Source organism: Micromonospora sp. CB01531, from assembly GCF_001905095.1.
Lineage (GTDB): Bacteria > Actinomycetota > Actinomycetes > Mycobacteriales > Micromonosporaceae > Micromonospora.
Genome location: NZ_LWLS01000068.1, coordinates 1 through 22,501, shown reverse-complemented (window position 1 = coordinate 22,501; position 22,501 = coordinate 1). Strand labels below are relative to the sequence as shown.

14 protein-coding genes and 2 pseudogenes are annotated in these 22,501 nt (G+C 68.5%); 11 read left to right on the top strand and 5 right to left on the bottom strand.

Going from position 1 to position 22,501, the window contains the following annotated elements; all coding sequences use genetic code 11:
* Positions 1-310: 310 nt before the first annotated feature.
* The 3 genes and pseudogenes from amcB to amcA form a co-directional block, all read right to left on the bottom strand.
* Positions 311-1,292 (bottom strand): annotated as a pseudogene (gene amcB, locus A6A27_RS17310) (cyclophane-forming radical SAM peptide maturase AmcB); the annotation flags it as partial.
* Positions 1,289-1,633 carry a hypothetical protein gene (locus A6A27_RS17305; protein ID WP_073835652.1) on the bottom strand — a complete coding sequence of 115 codons (345 nt, stop codon included), beginning with the start codon at positions 1,631-1,633 and terminating at the stop codon, positions 1,289-1,291. The pseudogene amcB and the gene A6A27_RS17305, both read right to left, overlap by 4 nt.
* The gene (gene amcA / locus A6A27_RS47145) at positions 1,630-1,794 is read right to left on the bottom strand and encodes a multiple cyclophane-containing RiPP AmcA (RefSeq protein WP_338013296.1); all 165 of its coding nucleotides are present in this window, start codon (positions 1,792-1,794) and stop codon (positions 1,630-1,632) included. The genes A6A27_RS17305 and amcA overlap by 4 nt, the downstream gene beginning before the upstream one ends.
* 425 nt (positions 1,795-2,219) lie before the next feature.
* On the opposite strand from amcA, the gene A6A27_RS17295 reads away from it, so the two are divergent.
* Both A6A27_RS17295 and A6A27_RS17290 read left to right on the top strand, forming a co-directional pair.
* Positions 2,220-3,557, top strand: coding sequence for a hypothetical protein (locus tag A6A27_RS17295; RefSeq protein WP_073835650.1), 1,338 nt, complete (start codon positions 2,220-2,222; stop codon positions 3,555-3,557).
* Positions 3,554-4,129 carry a flavoprotein gene (locus A6A27_RS17290; protein ID WP_073835649.1) on the top strand — a complete coding sequence of 192 codons (576 nt, stop codon included), beginning with the start codon at positions 3,554-3,556 and terminating at the stop codon, positions 4,127-4,129. The genes A6A27_RS17295 and A6A27_RS17290 overlap by 4 nt, the downstream gene beginning before the upstream one ends.
* A 69-nt stretch (positions 4,130-4,198) precedes the next feature.
* Here A6A27_RS17290 and A6A27_RS44255 read toward each other — a convergent pair whose 3' ends face one another.
* Positions 4,199-4,363: a hypothetical protein gene (locus A6A27_RS44255; protein ID WP_158073993.1), complete on the bottom strand. Its 165-nt coding sequence runs from the start codon at positions 4,361-4,363 to the stop codon at positions 4,199-4,201.
* Between the two features lie 296 nt (positions 4,364-4,659).
* On the opposite strand from A6A27_RS44255, the gene A6A27_RS47505 reads away from it, so the two are divergent.
* From A6A27_RS47505 to mads8, 9 genes are all read left to right on the top strand, one after another.
* A complete protein-coding gene (locus A6A27_RS47505; RefSeq protein ID WP_443189979.1) occupies positions 4,660-4,962 on the top strand; it encodes a Scr1 family TA system antitoxin-like transcriptional regulator in 303 nt (100 codons plus the stop codon).
* Positions 4,919-5,113: a DUF397 domain-containing protein gene (locus tag A6A27_RS17285; protein WP_443189978.1), complete on the top strand. Its 195-nt coding sequence runs from the start codon at positions 4,919-4,921 to the stop codon at positions 5,111-5,113. Before A6A27_RS47505 ends, A6A27_RS17285 begins: the two co-directional genes overlap by 44 nt.
* A 156-nt stretch (positions 5,114-5,269) precedes the next feature.
* Positions 5,270-7,363 (top strand): methylation-associated defense system DNA methyltransferase MAD2, encoded by a 2,094-nt coding sequence (mads2, locus tag A6A27_RS17280; RefSeq protein WP_083672655.1) that lies wholly within the window; start codon positions 5,270-5,272, stop codon positions 7,361-7,363.
* Positions 7,360-8,658 carry a methylation-associated defense system AAA family ATPase MAD3 gene (mads3, locus tag A6A27_RS17275; RefSeq protein WP_073835647.1) on the top strand — a complete coding sequence of 433 codons (1,299 nt, stop codon included), beginning with the start codon at positions 7,360-7,362 and terminating at the stop codon, positions 8,656-8,658. The genes mads2 and mads3 overlap by 4 nt, the downstream gene beginning before the upstream one ends.
* A gap of 27 nt (positions 8,659-8,685) precedes the next feature.
* On the top strand, positions 8,686-9,330 hold the full coding sequence (gene mads4, locus A6A27_RS17270; RefSeq protein WP_073835646.1) for a methylation-associated defense system protein MAD4: 645 nt from the start codon (positions 8,686-8,688) through the stop codon (positions 9,328-9,330).
* A complete protein-coding gene (gene mads5, locus A6A27_RS17265) occupies positions 9,327-10,736 on the top strand; it encodes a methylation-associated defense system restriction endonuclease subunit S MAD5 (RefSeq protein WP_073835645.1) in 1,410 nt (469 codons plus the stop codon). The genes mads4 and mads5 overlap by 4 nt, the downstream gene beginning before the upstream one ends.
* 2 nt (positions 10,737-10,738) lie before the next feature.
* Positions 10,739-14,887 carry a methylation-associated defense system protein kinase MAD6 gene (gene mads6 / locus A6A27_RS17260; protein WP_073835644.1) on the top strand — a complete coding sequence of 1,383 codons (4,149 nt, stop codon included), beginning with the start codon at positions 10,739-10,741 and terminating at the stop codon, positions 14,885-14,887.
* On the top strand, positions 14,887-16,485 hold the full coding sequence (gene mads7 / locus A6A27_RS17255; protein ID WP_073835643.1) for a methylation-associated defense system protein MAD7: 1,599 nt from the start codon (positions 14,887-14,889) through the stop codon (positions 16,483-16,485). Before mads6 ends, mads7 begins: the two co-directional genes overlap by 1 nt.
* A complete protein-coding gene (mads8, locus tag A6A27_RS17250) occupies positions 16,482-21,932 on the top strand; it encodes a methylation-associated defense system ATP-binding protein MAD8 (RefSeq protein WP_073835642.1) in 5,451 nt (1,816 codons plus the stop codon). The genes mads7 and mads8 overlap by 4 nt, the downstream gene beginning before the upstream one ends.
* 100 nt (positions 21,933-22,032) lie before the next feature.
* On the opposite strand, the pseudogene A6A27_RS17245 reads toward mads8, so the two are convergent.
* Positions 22,033-22,501: pseudogene (locus A6A27_RS17245) on the bottom strand (alpha/beta hydrolase family protein); the annotation flags it as partial.

Here is a 22,501-nt window from a genome sequence, read left to right as displayed (position 1 = left end):
GCGGTCGTCTGCGCCAGAGGGCGTAATCACCACGGCTGGCCTCTCTCGGGTTACGTCGTCTGGTCAGATGGGGAGTCGGTGCGGAGACGGTGGAGCCCGGGATGTCGGTCGAGCTCCAGCAGCGCCCACCACTCCCAACCGCAGGGGCCTTCGGATGGGCAGTTGAGACAGCGGCCGTGCTCGTGCGTCTCGTTGTCACAGAACCCCTCGGGTGGGCAGTCGGGACAGCGGCGCCGCTCGTGCACGTTGACGGTCAACAGCGCGACCGCCAGCCGGTCGCCGGACCGGATCGGTTCGTTCAGACGGCTCGGTCCGCACAGTCGTTGAGCGCCGTCACGAACTCGGTGACGTATCGCAATTCGCTGGCACGGGGCCAACATGTCGCCGATCGGCTCGCGAAGGACGTTGCCGGCGATGAAGTCGGCGTACTGGGGGCTTTTGATGCCGAGCAGTTCCGGTGACAGCAAGACCACCTGGCCGTTGTGGGCGACTGCGGGGATCGGTTCGTGCGCGCCGCGGTCGGTGAGGCCGGCGCGGGTGACGCCGAGGTAGTCGGCGAAGCGACTTAGGTCGCGGATCCGGAGCGGACTGCCGGCAAGCCGGTGCCGGAGAAGTCGGCTCCAGAACCGGTACACGGCTTCCTCCGGCACCGGCGTGCGGGCGGCGCCTTCCTGCTCCTCGATGTTGAAGCCCACCGACTCGCAGCCCGGCAAGGCGGTGAAGAACTCGGCGAGGTCGTTGCGTGATCGATGATTTCGGGTGTGACGACGCAGATCACTGAGTACGGCAAGGCGGGCCTCGGCCAGTACTCGCGTGCCGCGGATCGTTCGGGCCGTCGTCGCGTTTCCGGCCCGGTCGAGCCGGTTTCGGTTGAGCGAGCCGGGCCCGTCGATGCTGACGCCGATCTCGAAGTCGTAGGCGGCGAACAGATCGCACCACTGCTCGTGGATGAGCGTCGCGTTGGTCTGGCTCTCGTGACGCACCCGCCCAGCCCGCCGTGGAGCCTCGAAGGGGGCGAGCAATTCACGGAAGATGTCGATCGCTGTGGCGCTGGGCTCACCGCCGTGCCACACCACGCTCACCGGATGAACGCTGCCCTGCTGCTCGATCGACCGGGCGCAGGCGGTCGTAACGCAGACGGACATGAGCTGGCGCGCGCGCCGATCAGGCAGGTAGCAGTAGCTGCAATCCAGGTTGCAGAAGCTGGTGGGCTGCAGAACCAGAGTGTGGAAGGTCCCGGCGATGACGGGCCGTCCTGTGGCAGCGATGATGCCGATGTCCCGGACGCTCATGTCTCCTCCGGTGTCTGCGGGTGTGAGGTGGAGGACGGGTGGCAGCCACGGTTGCGGGTCGGCCAGCCGAGAAAACGGTCGAACAAATCCCTGACGTCGCCGCCGGTGCTCGGGTTGAGGCGGTACAGATCGTCGATCGCTTCGTGTAGAAGGCCAGCCAGGTAGACGAGCAGGTTGAGCCGGCTGCCCTGGTAGCTGCCGAGGAGATCGAGCTTGGCCCGTCCGCACGGCCAAGGCTGACCGCACGCCCGGCACAGCCAGAGCGGACGCAGTGGCAAGTGCCCTGAAGAAGCGGCCACGGACCCGTCGGCACCAGCGGCAGCCACGCCGTCGCCGTTCATCGACGGTCGCTCTCCCGCGCCTGCCGCTCGAGCACGATCCGCCAGACGTGCGTCAGCAGTGGCGGATCGGTCGAGCCCGGCCGCGCCGACGCCGGAAACGCCGCTGCTCGGTCTGTCGTCAGCTCGCCGGTCGCGGCATACCGCGACACATACACCGTCATGGTCGGCCCCAGGCCGGCGCTGGCCTCCGTGTGCGGTGGGCTTGCCGGCATCCCGGCAAGCCCACCGCCATCGGCCAGCGGCTGGGAGCAGACCGCCGGCCACCCGCCCACGCAGCCCTGCTGGCGGTACGCGAACGGGGAGTCACCCGTGCGACCGACGGAGTGCCCGGCGCGAGCACTTGCCGGTGCGTCGGGTCGCACTCCGACCTGTCGCCCATCGGCACGTCCATCTGGATCTCCCTGGCGTGAGGTTGCCGCTGGCCCACCGGCGCTCCGCTGGGGATCGGCGCGTCGGCACATCCAGGCTGGCTTGGGCGGTGCACGGACGGAATGTCTCGCCGGTGCACCCGCGGTGCACCTGCCGTCACCCCATGTGCGGCTACCATCACCTCCACCGGTGACTGTCCGTTCCGGAAGGACGTGCGATGGCTACGGTGACAACCTGGACCGGCCAGGACGCGAACGCGCTCCGGAATGCGTTGCGGATGAGCGTGACCGCCTTCGCCGAGCACCTCGGCGCGGCGCGGCGGACCGTGGCCAAGTGGAGCAGCCAGGGCGACAGGGTGCTCCCCCGCGCGGACATGCAGGCCGCGCTGGACACCGTGCTGGCTCGAGCCACGCCTGACGTACGGGAACGCTTCGAGGCGCTGCGGACGGCTGGCACCAGCGGTACAAAGGCGGGTGCCACGCGGCCGGATGCCGGCGCGCATGCGGATACTGGCGATGACGGAGACGGCGACTCGGGCTCGGATGGTGACGTGAGACGCAGAGACCTCCTACGCGGAGCGGCGATCGGCGTAGCCGCCGCACCCAACGTCGCTCCGCTGCTCGACGCGCTCTTCTCGCCACCGAACTTGGACGGTGCGGCTCTCTACTTTCCGCAGTTCACTCGAGCCGTCGCTGCCGCCAAGGTCGACTATCAGGCCTGCCGGTACGAGCGCGTACTCGACCGGCTCGTGACGCTGCTGCCGTCCCTCGAACCGGTGAAGTCCGGCGCAGATGGCGAGCGGCGGCAACGGGTCGAGGTTCTGGCCGCCGACCTGTACCACGTCGTCGGCAGCGTCCTGCTGAAGGTGGGCGATCGCGGGACGGCCCTGGTAGCGGCCGAGCGGAGCACCCGCGCCGCTGCGGCGAGTCAGGACCCGGTGGCGATCGCCGCGAGCGCCCGGATCATGACCCACGCGCTCATGGGCAACGGCCACGACGCCCAGGCGGTGACCCTCGCCGGGAACGCGGCCGACTCCCTCGACCGGGACACTCGCCTCGCATCAACCGATGCGGTGGCCGTCTACGGCGCCCTCGTCCTCCGAGGGGCCATCGCCGCCGCCCGCCGAGACGACCGGGACACCGCACACGCGATGCTCGAAGAGGCAACCCGCGCTGCAACCCGCCTAGGCTACGACGGCAACGACCGGTGGACCGGCTTCGGCGCCACCAACGTCCTGCTGCACCGGGTCAACATCGCACTGACCCTCGGCGATGCCGGCACAGCCATCGCGATCGCCCGCACGGTGCCGCTGGAGAAAGTGACGCTGGCTGAGCGCAAGGCGTCCCTGTTCGTTGACGTGGCACGCGCCTACACCCAGTGGGGCCGTTACGAGCACGGCCTCAGCGCGCTGCGCACCGCGTACGAGGTGGCACCCGAGGAGATCCGCTGCCGGCCCGCGGTCCAGCGCATCGCCAGCGACCTCGCTATGCTCGCCACCGGCCCTGTCCGCGCGGTCGCTGTCGGTTTCGCCCAAAATGCCGGGATCCGGTTGTGACCGGGGGTCACCTCCGGATCGTCGTCTGCGGCGCCGGTCCGGCCCTCGACGTAACCCAACTCGTCAAGGCCGCACAGGAGCGATCCTGGACAGCGGCGGTCACGGCGACGCCGAGCGCGATGGACTTCATCGAACCGCAGCCGCTCGAGATCCTCACCGGTCAACCGGTCCGGTCGACGTACCAGTCGTCGCCCGGCACCCGCCGGTCGCTTCCCCCCACCGATGCCCTGGTCATCGCCCCCGCGACCTACAACTCGATCAACAAGATCGCCCTCGGCCTCGCCGACAACTACGCCATGACCTCCGTCGCCGAGCTGATCGGCAGGCAGGTGCCGACCGTCATCGTCCCGTTCGTCAACGCCGCCCTCGCCGCGCGGGCGCCGTTCCGGCACGCCGTGGCCAGCCTCCGCGGCGAAGGGGTACGTGTCCTGCTCGGCCCTGACGACCAATGGGAACCGCACCCGCCCGGCAGCGGCGATGAGCGGCAGAAAGCCTTCCCCTGGACAGTGGCTTTCGAGACAGCGGCCCACCTTGCCTACGAATCTCGAACGGCCGCTTCCGGCCACGCCTGACCGCAACGAGGCATCCACCGTGTCGCGCCCTGCCCCTGACGACGATATGCCCACGACCCTCAGATGACGTCAAGGGTGGCGGATGCCGATGAGCGCCAACTCAGTGATCTTGGTTGCCATCGGGAAGCCCTCGTACAGAGGGCTGCGACCGTCGATCTCCATGAGCCGAGACAGCTCCGCAACCAGCTCGGCTTGAAGGGCAGCGGGGGTGGCCTCCCAGGTGCGCTTGAGCACCCGCCGAGCACCGAGTCGTCGCCGGAACACGAGAAAGGCCCCGGCCCATGGATGAAACCCCAGGCCAGGGCCTGGCTGCTGGTGCGCCGCCAGGGACTCGAACCCCGAACCCGCGGATTAAGAGCCACGTCAATGTCATGTTCATCGGTCCCATGCGGCACCGACGGTCCTACACGCGCGCACTGATCCGGTTTCTGCAGCCGCCGGGTGCCACCTGACGCCTACCTGTCCACGGCGGGCGAGCACCCGACGAGCACCCGCCTGCCGGACCACTCAAGCGATGGGTGTAGGCGTCCTTGTGCGTCGATCGTTTCCGTCATACGGTAGCGGAGTCGGGAAGCCCGTTCACGGCAGGCGTGCACGCGGGGCTCACGGGCGCTTTTGCAATCGCCACTCTTCTGGACGGATCGCCGGTGGTATACCTCGACACCCTGGTTGAGGGTGAGATCGGCACCAGGATGAAGGACGTGCACTACGCGGCAACTGTCTGGGAAGCCATCTGCGCGCGAGCGCTACCCTGTGATCTGTCCCGTGACTTGATCCTTAGGGTGATCCATGAGCATGAGCGACGCACCAAACTGGCACAAGAGCACCCGTAGCGGCAGCAATGTCGGCGACTGCCTCGAGGCCGCCGACAACCTGCCGGGCCGGGTGCTGGTCCGCGACATCAAGGACCGCACCGGCGGTACCCTCACCTTCGGCCCGACCGCCTGGTCGGCCCTCGTTACCCAGGTCAGCACCCACTGCTGACCACCTCTTGCGCTGGCCACCTCCTGCTCTGAACACCAGCGCACCCTCGGATCTGCCCTCGCCACCCCGGGCAGGTCGGGGGTGTCGCGCGGGAGTGTCGGTCACACAGGCGACAATGATCGAGACTTGATCGGCTCAGAGGGGTTGGCACAGCGGATGGTTGACGACAGGGGCCACGACGTTGCGTCGGGCGACGAATCCAGCACGGCAGCGGTCGCCGGAGCTGGGCCGGAGTCCCTGGCAACAGACGAGACCATCGACTTCATCACCAACAAGCCGGTCCGGCTGCGCGGCAACGAAGAGGTCCGCCAGCGCATCGCCCGAGCCCTGGCCGTGGAGTACGGCATCTCGGTCGACGACATGGCGCGCGACTTCCCGATCCCGGTCGACATCGAGGGGCGACGCCGGCGCATCCGTAAGGCCGATATCGCGGTCTTCACCCCTGGCGCGCCGCAGACCCTGGAGAACCTGCAACGGGTGGTGATCTGCAAACCGGAGCCGAAGGTCAGCCGGGCCGTCACCAAGATCAGGACACATGAGCAGGCCAGGCAGGATCTGGAGGAGCTTGAGGATCTGCTCGGCACGCCGGCCACCCCCAACGCGCAGTACGGCCTGTGGACCAACGGCCTGGACTTCTTCTTCCTGCAGCGGGAAAACACCCGATTCGGTGTCAAATTCCCGGCGCGGGCCGACTGGCCGATCGACGCCGCCAGCTTCGGCGCCGCGAGCGGCTCCGCAGCCCGGCTCCGCCGAGGCGAGGCAGCCATGCTCAAGACCGCCTTCCGGCGCTGCCACAACTACGTGCACGGCAACGAAGGGTTGCCCAAGGACGCCGCGTTCTGGCAGTTCCTCTACCTGATCTTCGCCAAGGTGCACGACGAGCGGATCAGCCGCCGACAGCACCGCGCTCCCCGGTTCTACGCCCTGCCGGCCGAACCCTTCACCAACGAAGGCCGCGCCGACATCGCCGGGCGCATTCATGAGCTCTTCGAGGAGGTGAAGAAGAACTACCCGCTGTTCACCGACCGCGACCAGATCAGCCTTTCGCCGCGTGCGCTCGCCTTCATCGTCGGCGAGCTCGCCTCCTACGACCTGGCCGGCACCGACATCGACGTCAAGGGCATGGCGTATCAGGAGTTGGTCGGCATCAACCTGCGCGGCGACCGGGGGCAGTACTTCACCCCGAAGGGCGCGGTGGAGTTGATGGTGCGGATGCTCGACCCCAAGGAGCACGAAACCATCCTCGACCCGGCCTGTGGCACCGGTGGTTTCCTCCGGGAGCCCTTGCGCTACCTGCTCGACCAGTGGCGTGCAGCGGCGGGCACCAGGGGTCTGCCCGACACCGAGGCACAGTTGATCGAGCACCAGGAGCGGCTGGCCCAGTACTCGCGGACGCATCTGTTCGGGGCCGACTTCGACCCGTTCCTGGTGCGTGCCTCGCAGATGAGCGTCATGCTCTCCACCGGCGAAGAGGGCAACGTCTTCCACTTGGACTCCCTCGCCTTCCCCGGCGGCCACCTGACCGAACGGCACGCCGCAGCCGAGAAGATCCCGCTGGGCAGCATCGACGTCCTGATGACCAACCCCCCGTTCGGCTCGGACATCAAGATCGAAGACGCGGACATCCTCGACGCGTACCGCGACGGGGTGGCCCAGTCCTGGGCCCGCAACCGGCAGACCGGCCAGGTCGAGGCCGGGCCGGGCCGAGTGTCGGCGATGTCGCCGGAGCAGTTGTTCATCCAACGGGCGGTCGAATGGGTCCGGCCCGGCGGGCGGATCGGCATCGTGCTGCCCAATGGCATCCTGTCCAACCCCGGCCCGGTGGACGAAGGGATCCGCCGCTGGGTGCTGGACAACTGCTGGATCCTGGCCAGCGTCGAGCTGCCGGTGGAGACCTTCATCGTCGACGCCCACGTCAACATCCTCACCTCGGTGCTGCTGCTCAAAAAGAAGACCGACCGGGAGAAGCTGGCAGCCGAGCTGGGCGAGCAGCCCGACTATCCGGTCTTCATGGCGGTGGCGGAGAAGGTCGGGGTGGACCGGCGCGGCAACAAGATCTACAAGTGCCGGCCGGACGGCGTGCCGATCCTGCAGGACACTGTGGAGCGGATCCCGGTCTATCGCAACGGCGGCACCAGCTATCGAGACGTCACCCGCAAGAAGGAGGTCGTCGACAACGACCTGCCGGAGATCGTCCAAGCCTACCGGCGATTTCGCGCGGAGCACCCCGAGCCAGGGGAGCGCACATGATCACCCGGATCGAGGCCTACCACTACCGCTGCTTCGCACAGCTCAGCATCGACCTGGGCGAGTTCCACGTGCTCGCCGGCGCCAACGGTGCCGGCAAGAGCACCCTGCTGGACATCCCGGTGCTACTCGGTGACCTGCTCGCCCAGCAGCGGGTGGCCGACGCCTTCCTCCGCCCACCGGAGTGGCGCGGCGTGCCCCGGGCGCGCACCCTCACCGAGCTGGTGCACCAGGGGCGCGGCGACAGCGTGGCCTTCACCATCGAGGCCGCGTTGCCCGCCGACATCGTCAACACCATGGCCGGCCGCAGCACCGCGGCGATGATGCACCGGATCCCGGATCATCTGCGGTACGAGCTGCGGCTACGGATCTTCAACGACGAGTTGCAGGTCGACGAGGAATACCTCTACCTCTTCTCCGCCGTCGACCGGCGGCGCCCGGCGGCGGGCATCGCGATGCAGGGAGCCAACCTGCCCAAGCGCGGCCGGTCCGCCCGCCAAGCCGCCCAGCCGGTCATCCAACGCGGGCCGGGCGAGCCGACCGCGTTCACCGCCGAGACGACCACCCGAGGCCCGAAGGTGCCGGACTTCCGAGTGCCGGCCAGTCAGGTCGCGCTCGCCGCGGTGCCGGCGGACCCGGAGCTGTTCCCGGCGGCGCTCTGGTTCGCCAACCTGCTGCGTGAAGGTGCCGTCTTCTTCGATCCGGACTGGGCCCAGCTGCGCCAGGCCGCCGCGCCCGGTGACCCGCTGCGGGTGCTGCCCTCCGGGCGCAACCTGCCCTGGCTGGTGCTGCACCTGCAACAGGAAGATCCACAAGGGTTCGCCTACTGGATCGATCATCTGCAGACGGCGCTGCCGCAGATCACCGGGGTCACGGCGATCGAGCGTGCCGATGACCACTACGCCTACCTGTCGGTGGAGTACGTCGGCGGCTACCGGGTCACCTCGTCCGGGCTGTCCGAGGGGACCCTGCGGATTCTGTCGCTGTCGCTGCTGCCCTACCTGCCCAGCTCCGCGCGGCCCCGCCTGCTGGTTACCGAGGAGCCGGAGAACGGCATCCACCCACGGGCCATCGAGACCGTGGTGCAGTCACTGGCCGCCCTCACCGACGACCAGGTGTGGATCTCCACCCAGTCGCCGATCGTGCTGGCCAACACCGACCTCGCCAACATCGTGCTCGCCCGGCTCGACGGCGACGGCGCGGTCGAGGTCATCCCCGGCACCGCGCATCCTCGGATGCAGGACTGGCACGGCAGCGTCGACATCGGCACCCTCTTCGCCTCAGGAGTGCTCTCGTGACCCTCCCACCCCCGGATGCCCCCACCCATGCGTGACGTGATCTTCCTGGTCGCCGACGGCTCGATGCAGCAGCTGCTGCACGGGTTCCTCGGGCGACCCGAGTTCCACCGAAGCGTGGGCTGCCAGCGGTTCGCCTTCGACCCGCGCGACGATGTGGTCGTCTCCCCCACCAAGGATCCCGGGGTCTACCGGCAGGGGCCGGAGCTGCTGCGCAGATTCCGGCGCAGCCACGACCGTGCGGTGATCATGCTGGACAACGACTGGCAGGGCACCCCCGGGCCGGAAAAGATCTACAACGATCTCAACCAACGGATGCGCGACACCTGGGCCGAGTTCGCGGTGATCGTGATCGAGCCCGAGCTGGAGGCGTGGGTCTGGCAGGACAACCCTCGAGTCGCCCAGGCACTCAACTGCCCAGCCAACTTCCGGCAGATCCTGGCCGACAGCGGCCACTGGCCGCGCGACCGGGCCAAACCGGCGCGACCGAAGGAAGCCCTCGAACATCTGCGCGATCGCTACCGCGACCTGCGCCGCGACGGGCACAAGGTGGACCGCTCACCGGCGCTGTTCAAGCGACTGGCGGCCGGGATCTCCGTCAGGGGCTGCGTCGATCCGGCGTTCCTGAAACTGCGCGACACTCTACGCGACTGGTTCCCCGAGGAGGAGCTGTGAAGCTGGCCAGCCCAGACAATTCCGTCCAGGCGAGCTGGCTGGCCGAGCAGGGGTTCCGCCTCGACCCGGGGCCGTACGTCTCCGATGCCTACGCCGCCCGCAAATACCTGCACCGGATGCCGCACAGCGAGCCGCTGCACGCCGTCACAGCGCGCGTCTTCCACGCCGGCCGGTTCCGCCGTGAGTGGACCACCGACCCGGCGCACGGGGTGCCGTTTCTCGGCAGCGCCGACATCTTCGAGGCCGACCTGTCCAACCAACGGATGATCACCAAGAGGTCGTTCGCGAAGATCCCGAACCTCCCGCTGGAGCCGGGCTGGACCCTGGTCACCTGCTCCGGGATGACCGCCGGCCGGGTCACCTACGCCCGGCTCAGCATGGCCGGTGCCGCGTGCAGCCAAGATGTCATGCGGGTGGTGCCGGACCTCACCCGGATCCCGGCCGGCTACCTCTACACCTTCCTGGCCAGCCAATTCGGCATTCCGGTGATCAAGGGCGGCATCTACGGCACCAGCGTCAAGCACATCGAGCCGAGCCACATCGCCGACCTGCCGGTGCCCCGCTTCGGTGGCGGCGTCGAGCAGCGGATCGACGCCCTGATCACCGAGGCGATGCAGCTGCGGCAGCACTACGAAGACGGGGTACGGGAGGCGACCCGCGATCTCTTCGTCAGCGCCGGCATCCCCGAGTTGCTCGACCTGCGCTGGCACGACCGGGAGCGTGACCTCGGATTCTCCATCGAGCGGCCCACCGCTCTGTCCCTGCGGGCCCTCAACTACTCCCCCCGCGCCCGCCGCCTACATGACCTAATCTCCCAGGTCCCGCATCGCACCCTCGGCGACATCTGCGCTGGTGGGCTTCTAGCTCGCGGAGGCCGGTTCAAGAGAGTTGACAGCGACAAAAATCACGGGATAAAGCTGATCAACCAGAGACAGGGATTCTGGGTCCGACCAGAAGGAAGATGGATTTCGCTTTCCGAGAAGGATCTCAACGAGACAACGGTGAACGACGAGACCAGCCTTGTCGCCGCGACGGGCACCCTCGGCGAGACGGAGGCGTTCTGCAGAGCAATCTTTGTTACTGCAGGCTGGAGAAAGAATGCGTATTCCGACCATTTCCTGCGCATCAAGTCGGGGGATGCCTCGTTCCCCGACCCCTACCTTTTTGCCTACCTCCGGTCTGAACCAGTGTTTCGCCTACTGCGTTCCATGGGCGCAGGAGGGAAGCAACAAGACATTCATCCCATACTACGCGCCGCTCTGCCCGTACCGGCGTGCACGGCGGCGGACCGGGAGCGGATCGCTGGGGTTGTGCGGCAGGCGTATCGTGACCGCGACGATGCGGACCGCAAGGAGGACGAGGCGTTTGCTCTACTCGACAAGGCGGTGCGAGAGGCGGCTCGCTGATCGTGGCTGAGATCGTTGGTGGGTCCACCCCGGCCAACGACGGGGAACGCCGGGTCATCGCGCACCTGCGGGACAACGCTCCCGGCGACTGGTTCGTGCTGCACAACATCGAAATCCCGGTGCGCGGCTCCGCATACGAAGTGGATCTCGTGGTGGTGACCACCCGCGCGGTGCACCTGATCGACGTGAAGGGCACCGCCGGGCGGATCGACGTCGCAGGCGTCCGGTGGTATCCGCAGGGTCGAGACTCGTTCGCCTCGCCGGTGCGCAAACTCCGGGGGCACGCCAGGGCCCTCAAGGGCATGTTGGAGCGGGCCCGACCCGAGCTGTCCCAGGTCTACGTGGGCCACCTGGTGGTCCTGGTCGGTCGCGACGCCCGGCTGGTCGACCCGAGCGACCGCCCCGACGCCGACGCCATCGACGTCGTCGACCTACCCGGCCTGATCCCGGCCCTCGACGACCCGTCCCGGATCCGGGCCGGCATGATCCGCGACATCCGATCCGATCAGGCGACCGTCCTCAACGCCCTGGGTAACGGGGTCCGGCGCCGAACCGGGCCGCGACACTTCGGCAACTGGCAGGTTTGCGAGCGGCTCGGCGGCGACGAAGAGGTCACCGAATATCGGGCCCGCAACGCCACCTTCGCCGCGTCGGAAACCGTGCTGCTGCGGGTCTACCGGGCCGACCCGTTCCTGCCCGCCGATCAGCGGGCGGCGCAGCGCCACGCGATCGGCAACGCGTACGAGGTTCTGACGAAGATGCCGCCGAGCCCGCACATCGTGGGCCGGCGCGACTTCTTCCCCGCCGACGACGAAGGACAGTTCGTCCTTGTCCTCGACGACGTCAACGGCCAGCCACTGACCGTACACCTGACCGACCCACGGCAGGCGCTCAGCGCCGACGTGCGGCTGCGGGTCGTCGCGGACATGTTGCGTGGGCTCGCCCACGCGCACACCCACCGGGTGCTGCACCGGGCGTTGACCCCGGCGTCGGTGCTGGTCACCCGGGAAAACCGGGGCGTGCTCACCGGGTTCGACTACGCTCGGCCGCAGGGGCCACGGGACCACTCGGTGATCGACCGGTTGGCCGACGTACTCGACCCGGCCTACGTTGCCCCCGAATGCCAGCGGCGGGCCCAGGCGATGAGCCCGGCGTCCGACGTGTACGCCGCCGGAGTGATCGCGTACCGGTTACTCACCGGCGAGCTGCCGTTCGCCACCACCGATGACCAGACCCGCCGGGGCAGTGTGCTGCCGCCGCAGGTGATGACCGCTGCCGGGCTCAGCCCAGCGCTGGCCGAGCTGCTGCGCCGGATGTGCGCGTTGGCGCCATCGGCGCGGCCGACCGCCACCGAGGCCCTGCGGGACCTGGCGTGGCTGATCCGACCGGGCAACACCAGGCGGGCCGAGGCGACCTCCGCGCCGACGCCGCCGCAGCCCGACTTCCGGGACCTGCCGCCGGGCTATCAGCTGACTCACAAGTTCACCATCCGCCGCCGGCTCGGCAAGCCGGGCTCCTACGGCACCGCCTACCAGGCGTACGACCGCCTTGCCGGCCTCGACCGGGCGGTGAAGATCGTGCACCGTGACCGGGATTCGGTGGTCGAGCGGCTGCGGGTCGAGTATCAACTGCTGTTGCGGCTACCGGCGCATCCCAGCGTGGTCAAGGTGGAGAGCGCCGACTTCCTCGACGGCGGCGACATCCCGTACCTGGTCTTCGAATACGTCGACGGTCAGCAGGTCGCCGACCTGGTCAGTCAGCGGGCGCTGGGGCCTGCGGACACCGTGCGGCTCGGCGTCGATGTCGCCGATGGGCTTGTCTACCTGCACGAAAACGGCATCTACCACTGCGACATCAAGCCCGCGAACCTGCTGCGGACCGACAACGGCTGCAAGATCATCGACTTCAACGTGGCGGTCTCCGACGACTCCAGTCTGTCGCGCACCGGTGGCACCGCCCGCTACGCCCCGCCGGACTTCGCCACCGGCGGGCCGGTCACCCGAGCCGACCTCATCGACCGGGACGTCTACGCGCTCGGGCTGACCCTCTACGAGGTGCTGACCGGCCAGTGGCCTTTCTCGGATCGCGCCGCCACCATGGGTCGACGGCCCGACGACCCGCGCCAGGTGTCTGGGCTCGGCAACCTCTCCGAGCGGCTTGTCCACACCCTGTCGACCGCCATCGCCCCGCTGCGCAGCGAGCGGTACACCAGCGCCCAGCAGCTACGCGACGCGTTGCGCGACCTCGGCGACCAGGTGTTCGAGCCGGTGCGATCGGAGCCCGCCGACCCGTTGCTCCCGCCGCCCACGCCGTCGTCGGCCGACAGCAACCCGTTCGTCGGGCACCTGCAAACGCTCTACAGCCAGAGCGTCCGGAGCAACGCCGGCACCCGCGCCGGCGGCAACCCGGCGTTCGACCTGTACGTGACCACGGCGCTGGACGACAGGCTCACCTCCGACGTGTTGGCCGGCACCTACCGGCTGGTGGTCATCACCGGCAACGCTGGCGACGGCAAGACCGCGTTCCTGGAACGGCTGTTGACGGTCGCCACCAAGGACGGGCCGCGCACACCCGTGCGGCGCAGCAACGGAGCGGACTTCGAGACCCCGACCGGCCTGGTCCTGCGGACCAACCATGACGGCAGCCAGGACGAGTCGGACAAGCACAACGACGATGTCCTGCTGGACTTCTTCGCGCCGTTCGCCGGTGCCGACCTGGCCGGGGTCGCCGGAGAGACCCGGCTGATCGCGATCAACGAAGGTCGGTTGGTCGACTTCCTCGACACCCACCGGTCGGAGTTCCCGGCCCTGGCCGACCAGGTGCTGGCCGGTCTGCACGACCGGTCGGGCGCGCCGGCCGCCGTCACTGGTCCGGGTGCTGCTGATCCGGGTGCCGCTGGTCCCGGCGGCAGTGGGTCCGGCGTCGTGGTCATCAACCTCAACCGCCGCAGCCTGCTGGACGACTCCGACGAGCTCAATGGTGCGGTCTTCGACCGGATGCTGGGCCGGATGACCCACCCCCGACGGTGGGAGGGCTGCGACGGGTGCGTGCTCGTCGACAAGTGCTACGCCCGGCACAACGCCCGTACCTTCGCGCACCCGGCTATCGGGCCGAAGATCACCGCACGGCTGCGGATGCTCTACCGCCTGACCGAGCTGCGGGGCATCGCGCACATCACCGTCCGCGACGTGCAGTCGGCGCTGGCCTTCATGCTCACCTCCGGTCGCGACTGCGCGGACATCCACGAGCTGTACGCCAGCGACCAGCTCACCGAAGTGCTCGACGGCTTCTACTTCAACAGCTGGGCCGGGCCGGCCGGCGGTGCCGACCGGCTACTGAACCTGCTGACCCAGGTGGATGTCGCTGCGGTCGCCGACCCGGGCCTGGACCGCCGGCTCGACTACGTCGGACCGGACGCCGGCCGTGCCCTGATGACGGTCGACCGGCGCGGCGAATACGACCTGCAGATGCTGCAACGCCTGGTAGACGAGCTGCCACGCGGCACGGCGCTGAGCTCGGCCACCGGCCAGGCGCACCGCCGCTACCTCGCCGCCGCTCGTCGCCGGTTCTACTTCGAGTGCGTCGACGACGAACGGTCGCGACGGATGCTGCCGTACCGCTCGGCATCGGACTTCCTGAACCTGCTGGCCCGCCCGGACGAGCTGCCGTCGCGGCTGCCGGAGCTCATCGGCGCACTGAACCGCGGCGAAGGACTCGGCGACGCGGCCCGGATCGCCGACGCGTTGGCGTTGCAGGTCCGAGCGGTGCCCGACGGCAGGATCCGCAGCTACCGGCTGTTCCCCGCCGGGCAGCTGTCGTTGCGTGCGGACGGTGCGCCGCAGTCGCCCTACCTGGAGGGTGGTGCCCAGGAGCTGGTGCTGGGCTACCGGGGCGCAGCCGACCAGTACGCCGCACTGCGGATCCGGCTCGACCTGTTCGAGCTGCTCACCCGGCTGCGGGACGGCTACCTGCCCGGCATCGCCGAACGCCAAGGGCTGCATCTCGGCCTGACCATCTTCAAGCACGAGCTGTCCGCCGCCCCGTACCAGGAACTGCTCCTCACCGTAACCGGGCGGGAGCTGTGGCGGGTGCTGCGGGAGCCAGCTGGGCAGGTCCGGATGGAGCCGGTGGCCCCGCGGGAGGAGTCGTAGTGGGGTTACACAAGGACGACAAGGAGTTCCGCCACCCGGCGGTCAGCTACCTCGACTACAAACAGCTCGACATGGACCGGGTGCTCACCGCCCTGCTGCCCCGGCTGCGGTGGAAGGGCTCGCCGAGCGTCATAGTCGGCTCGGGGGCGGATCTGAGCGTCGACGCCTTCGTCGAACAGATCGCGGAGTCTCCTGACTGGTTCGTTGGCTTCGACCCGGACGTCACCGCCCGCTGGCTGGAAACCCACTTACTCGACCTGGTCAACCGGGGCAAACCCGGCCAGGCCGTCGCCGGGCTGCGGCCACTGCATGGCTTCACCTACCGCTTCCGGGTGGGGCGCCGATCCCGGCCCTACGGTGCCGACGAACAGCTTTACTGGATGCTCCACCACGGCTCCAAGTCTCGTGAAACCGTACTGAGACTGCTGAAAAACTTCTTCTTCGCCGGCGTCGACCACCGCGTCGGTGGCGTCGGCGACGCCACCGAGATCGACGTCGAGACCCAGACCCTGATCAACCTCTGCGAGGCCGCCAAGAGGGCCGTCACCGACCGGGAGGATCGGAGCCGGGTTCGCAAGATCTACCCACCGCTGGACACCGCCGCCGCCGAGCTCCTCACCCAGGACGTCACCCGCCTGCTCTATCACCGAGGGGTCGTCCCCCGGTCGGTGCTGGTCGACCACCTGAAGATCCTGTTCGCCTTCCACCTGGCGCGGTACCACTTCCGGATCATGAAGACGCTGCCGATCTGGACAGCCGGCGACCGCGTCGGATTCGGTGGCGGATTCTTCCTCGACGTCGCGGGCGTGCCCGGCACACCCGCCGCCCGGCTGGCCGAAACGAGCGCCCAGGTCTGGTACGACCGAATCCCGGCGTTCGTGCAGGCGACCTTCACCGTGAAGAAGCTCGACGACTTCGGCTGGCACCTGGTGAAGATCGGCAAGCTTCGCAAGCCGGCTGGTGACATGTTCCTCGTCGAGCAGCTGTTGTCGTTGCTGGGCCCGGCGCACAAGGCCGACCGGGGCCGGTTCGCCGAAGCCCGGCTGGCCCGGGTCGTGGAGGCGGCATCCGGCGAGGGCAACGGCCTCGACCCGCAGATCGCCGACCTGCTGCAGCTGAAGCTCGACCCGTTCGCCACCTACATCGAGATCATCACCGCGTACCGAATCAAGTTCCACCGTGGCTACCTGACCGACTGCCTCGACAGCCTGCTGCTCAAACACCGTCCTGGCGCGATGCTCACCCAGCCGCGTCGCGGACAGCGCCGCTTCGTGCTCGATAGCCGACTACTCGAAGTGCTCCTCCAGTTGGCCCTGCTGCGCCCCGACGGCGCCGGGGCGCTGCGGACCGCCGCGATCCGAGTCGACGAATTCCTCGCGGTGCTACGCGACCGGTATGGGCTCTACATCGACGAGCTTCCGCCAGGGGACGGCTTTGGCCAGCCCAGCATCACCGACCACCGGGCGCTTCGGGAGAACCGGGCCGCGTTCGTCGCCCGGTTGCGGGAGATCGGTTTCTACACCGACCTCTCCGATGCCTACCTCACCCAGACCATCACCCCGCGTTATCGCCTCGGGCCCGACGGAGCGCCACGATGAGCACCGGACTGCGCGAAGTCACCGACACCGACCTCGACGAAGCCCTCGAACGGGTCCTGGTGCCCCGGTTCGCCGCGCTGCTCGCCGCCCGCGCACCGGGGCACTGTGTCCGGGTGACCGACCTCGGCGCGCCGCTGGCCGCCCAGCTGTGCCGCCGGCTACGCGCCGCGACCGGCGCCGCCGCCCAGATCCACGTCCTCGGACAACCGCCTCAGGTGTCCGACGATGTGGCGATCAGCGGCACCAAGCTCGTCGAGCTGCGCAACCCCGACGCCGACGGCCGCCAGCGCCCACCGCTGCTCGTGTTCATCCCACCCGGCACGCACGCCAGCGCCGAAGACTCCTTCGGGGTCGCCACCTTCGAGCAAAGTGAACCCGGTGACGTCTACCAGGAACTCGTCACCCGACTACAAGCCGCCCTGCCCGACGAGCTGCGCACAGCGATCGGCGAATTGTTCGGCGTGCTCGACGACCAGGCAGCCGAGCCGTACGGGGTCGTCGCCGGCTCGCTGCAGCGGGCCCGGTTCCTGCTCACCGTCGAACACAACGATCGGGACCCGCAGGCCGCTGGCGGCGCGCTGTTCGAGCTCGGGCTCATCCCCGACTTCGAGCTGTTCGCCGACCCCGCCCAGGTGCGCACCCGGGCCACCCGCAACGCCCGGACCATCCAGGCGCTCAACCGTGCCGACCGGTCGGTCCGGCAACGCGTCGTGGACCTGCGGCTCACCGATGCCGCGTTCCGCACCAAGGTGGCCGAGTTTCTGACCGACGCCGGCCGGGACACCTCCCTGGACTGGACCCGCCGGATTGTCGTCGACCGCGCCAACTGGGGGCTGTCGTTTCACCGCTGGCCGCTGCCGGAGGACCGGATCGCATCGGCCGTACGCATCACCATCGACGAGCTGCCCCTGCCGCGCGCCGGCGGGCGACCTGAGCACCGCGACCACCCGGTCCTGGGCAGCATCACCGGCCAGGCTTACCTGCCAGGCGGCACATCCGGCCACAACCAGCTGCCGGTGGTCTTCGGGGTGACCCCGGACGCCCGACAGGTCCGTGGCCTGACCAGTTTCTCCGTCCAACTGATGTCCGAGGAGTCCGGCCCGACTGGAATACACACCACCGTCAAGGTCGGCACCAACCGACGGCAGACGTACAAGGCGATGCTGAAGCGGCTGCGCCCCGCCCGGCTCGACCACGGCTGGCACTACATCCGGGTCACGCCGATGGACAGCGCGGGCGTGCCGCTGCCGGTCGAGACGTCCCAGCACGCGAGCCGCCGCGACCAGCCGGAATCCGAGCTTCCGGCCAGCCACCCTGACAACGAGAGTCACCGGTTCTACGTGGTCGCGGAGAACGACCTCGACGAGCCGCCCAGCCAACCCAACAACCGCCGGACCGCCGGAGTGACCCAGGAGCTGCTCCGGCTGGCGTTCGAGGCGTCGGCGGACGGGCGGGACTGGCAGGAGGTCAGCTGCCAGCAGACGTCATGGAAGGATCCGGCCCGCACCATCGTCGAGGCCGATTTCGGCGGGCATGGCATCGCGCAGGTGCCGCTCGCTCCGATCCTCGCCGAGTTGGAACGGCAGATCCTGGCCGAGCCCACCCGGCTCGCCGGCCGTCAGTTGAGCACAGCGGCCGGGCAATCGCCCCGCCTTGTCGAGGTCGAGCATCAGCACCCACCGTTGGCTGCCTCGGAACGGCTCGACACGTTCCTCGCCACCCGGGCCGCCGTCCTGACCGCGATCAGTGGCGACGATGGCATGGTCGTCGCCGGCCGTGATCTGAGCCGGATCGACACCGCCGTACTCGCCTACGCGGAGGCATACACCGAGCTGCTCAACGGATCGCTGCACAGCACCGGGCGGATCGCTGACACCGAGCTGACGCGGCAACTGACGACGTTGTTGCAGATCGACACCGTCGTGGTGGAGCACCAGGACATCCGGGGCAACCTGCACCAGCTCACCCTGGTCGCCCCCACCCACCCACTGCGTCTGCTGTGGATGGTCACCTGGGCCCGGCTTGGGCGACACTGGCTCGCGGAAGCCTCGTCCGTCGCCCCGCTCGTTCACGCGGTAGCGGCGGGTGACAAGGACCGGGTACGGGCGGCGGCCGAGCGGTTGTTCGCCCTGGCACCGACCGGTTTCCCGCTGACCGCCGTCGGCACCGACCGCCGGCTCAGCGCCGCTGCCGTCGATTTCGCCACCCACTGGGGGGTCTACCTACCGGCGGAAACGGGCGACCCGCAGACCCTGTTGGCCGACGTGGCATCGGCGCTCGGCGTGCCGGACAGTCCGAGCGCGGCCCTGCCGGTCACCGCCGGACAACTCGCTGACCGGATCGAGCGCTACGTCCGGATGCACCCCTACGTCGCCACCCTGGTCCTGTGCGTGGTCAACCCGGGGCGCGCGGAGCAGCTGGCGGACACCCTCATCGAGCTGGAACGCCGCAAGAACCTTCGGCATCTCTCGTACGACCTGCGACTGTTCGCGGCAGACCCGCAGCAGACCGGCACCGGTGTGGCGCTCGCTCAACTGCTCAGCGGCGAGTGGAGCACCACCGCCGAGGCGGAGACGTTCTGCACACCGACAAGCGCCGGGTTGGCGCCCAAACTCGCCGTCGCGGTGCTGCCGCTCGACGACTTCCGCTCGGCGACAAGCCGGCACACGGCACACCTCACGCTGCTTTTCGATGCCTTCAGCGGCGAAGATCTCGGTGTCGGTCCGGCCCGCCCCGACTCGACAGCACCGGTGCACGGGCTGGTCCAGGAGTTGACCGTCGACTACGTCGACACCACCGACGGTATCGTGGCCTGGCACAAGCAGCCCCGGCACGGCCCTGGCCGGGACATTCCAGGGTCCGAGGAATACTCCGACGCGCTCACCGCACTTCCCCAGGCGATCTCGGTCGCCACAGCGACGGTGGCCACCGGCGAAGCAGGAACCGGGCTGGTGCCACGGATAACGCTGAACCTTACCGCCGCCGACGCCAGCCTGCTACATCAGGCACACCGCTGCAGCGACTGGGTCATCACCGTGGACCGCACCTTGGGCGTCGAGTACTTCGACAGCCCAGGAAGTTCCCGCCGCCCCGACTACATCATCGACTTCGCCAGCACCCGACCAGACAGCCTCGGCCACCAACTGGTGGTCAGCTCCAGGTCTGTCGACGAGCTGCGCTCCTTGCTGCGTCCAATGCTGGATCAGCACGGATTCCAGGTCGACCGCAGACACGCTGGGACCTTCTTCGACCAGCTTCGGCTACTGTCCGGCAGGCTGGCCTTCAAGATCGCGTCCACCGCACCGAACCAGCGGACCGAAGTCCTGGGCTTGGCGCTCGCCCGGCTCTACCTGGAGCACCAGGCAGTCCTGGGCGACCAGATCCTCGTCCCCCTCGACTCCCACCTGGAGCTATACCGCGACGCTCGCCGCAGAGCCGACGAGGTCGCCGAAAGCGTCGGACTTCGACGCACCGACCTTGCCCTCTTCAGTCTCGACGCGCAGCGACGCGCCATCACCTGCCGGCTCGTCGAAGTGAAGTGTCACAGCACGCTGACCAGCATCGCGGACCTGCAGAAGGTCCGAAACGAGATCACCGAGCAGCTCAGCCGCAGCAGAGACGTGCTCGCCGAGGGCTTCGGCCCCGCGTACTACCAGCCCGATCGTCCTGACCGGGCGAGCCGCAACGCGGAGCTCGCCGCGTTGTTGCGCTTCTATCTCGGCCGGGCGGTCCGCCACGGCATCATCGATGGTGCCAGTGAGATCGCGGAAGAAGCTCACTGGATGTTGGATCACCTCGACTGGGGATATCAGCTGAGCTTCACCCAGACCGGACTCATCTTCGACCTGCGGGGCAGCGGAACTGACCAAGACGACGAGGGCGAGGTCGAGTTTCACCGCGTCGGCCGCGACGTCATCAGCGAACTACTCGGCGGCATCGCCACCGATCCGGTCCTGGCGGCGGCTTCGCCGACCGACACCCACTCCGAGGGGACCTTCGGAACACGTCAGTCCACCGTCGCACGTCTGCCACAGGCCGCGTTCCGGGCACCTGCCCGCGACCATGTCGTGCCGCAGGGTCGGCCACCGAGCGACCGCGACCCCGAGACCCCAAACGACCGAGACGATGCGATCACCGATGCAACGCCAATTGGGCCGGAGCCGGTGGAATCCACCGGACCAGCGGAACTACTGGAGTCGACAGACCGGTTAGAACAGCCGGTGCCCGACCCACCGGCTCCATCGGTTCAGCCTGACATCTACATCGGCGCAGCCGGTCCGTCCCCCCAGTACGGCATCATCGGCGAGTACGGCGGGCGGCATATAGCTCTCGACCTGAACGAGACCCACACCATCAGCCTGTTCGGCGTGCAGGGCGCTGGGAAGAGCTACACGCTGGGCACCATCGTCGAAGCTGCTTCCCTCGCCACGCCACCGGTCAACCGGCTGCCGCAGCCGCTGGCCACCATCATCTTCCACTACAGTCCGATCCTGAGCTACGTACCTGAGTTCACCAGCCTGGTCGCCCCCAACTCCGACGCGACGCAGGTCCAAGGTCTGCGGGACCGCTACGGCGTAGCGTCGGCCGGGCTCGACGATGTGCTGATGCTGGTCCCCGAAGACCAACTGGAGCAACGCCGGAACGAATATCCCGGCATCGAGCTGCGGGCACTCAAATTCAGCTCGACGGAGCTACGGGCCGCACACTGGCGTTTTCTGATGGGAGCTGTCGGCAACCAGTCCACCTACATCCGCCAACTCGGCCGGATCATGAAGGCGCACCGCAACAACCTGTCCATCGACGCTCTGCGCGCTGGGGTCGACCAATCGTCGTTGTCGGATCCCATCAAACAGCTGGCCCACCAGCGTCTGGACCTCGCCGCCGACTACATCGACGACACGGCCCGCATCCAGGACCTGGTCCGCCCCGGTCGGGTAATCATTGTGGATCTTCGAGACGAACTGATTGAGAAGGACGAGGCTCTCGGCCTGTTCGTCGTACTCATGGAGCTGTTCTCGGAAGCCACCAGCGCCGGGCGTCGGTTCAACAAACTCGTCGTCTTCGACGAGGCACACAAGTTCATCGACGGCCCGGATCTCGCCGCCGGGCTGATCGAGAGCGTGCGAGAGATGCGACACAAGGGGATGAGCATCCTGGTGGCGAGCCAGGAACCAGCATCAGTGCCGATAGCCCTCATCGAGCTCTCCAACCAACTCATCTTGCACCGGTTCACCTCTCCAGCCTGGTTAAAGCATCTGCAGAAGGCCAACGCTGCTCTCGCCGATCTAACGCCGGCCAAGATGGCAGCGCTGGGACGAGGAGAGGCCTACATCTGGTCAGGCAAGGCGACCGACCCAGCCTTCAGCCGCAGCGCCGTCAAGGCACACATCCGGCCGCGGATCACCGAACACGGCGGCAGCACCAAGACCGCAGTCGCCGCCGACTGACCCGGAGAATCTCGCCATAACTCGGCAGATCCGTTTACTGCCGGGACGCCAGCCTTCGTCGGCACCGTGAACGCCTCATCGGTTGTGATCTTCAGTGTCGCGCAACAAGGAGGTCCGGGGTGGTCATCTCCGCGAAGCTCGGGCTCATGAACGAGAAGCGCCCGGCGGCGAACGGCGTCAGGTCCGCCCCGCCGGTGACCGGCACGACGAGCAGCACTCCGGCGGCGATCCGGGGGTCGGACAGGTCCTCACCTGGGGATCCGTCGGCGTTGCGGACCCGCGCGCCGAGCAGCATGCTTGCCGACTGGGCGCCCCAGGAGTGTCCGGCGGCGGCGATGCGGCTGCGGTCGAGGCGCCCGGCGAGTCCGGGCAGGGCGGTCTCGAACGAGGTCGAGCTGGTCGAGGACCCGGGTCAGGTCCTCGACCCGGACGCGCCAGATCCGCGGGTAGCGGGGATCGTCGGGCGTGACGTCGAGGGTCCGCGAGTCGAGATGGGTGGGCTGGACGACCAGAACCCGTGGGCGACCCAGAAGTCGACTAGTAGTGCTTTGTTATGTTGTGTTGTTGTA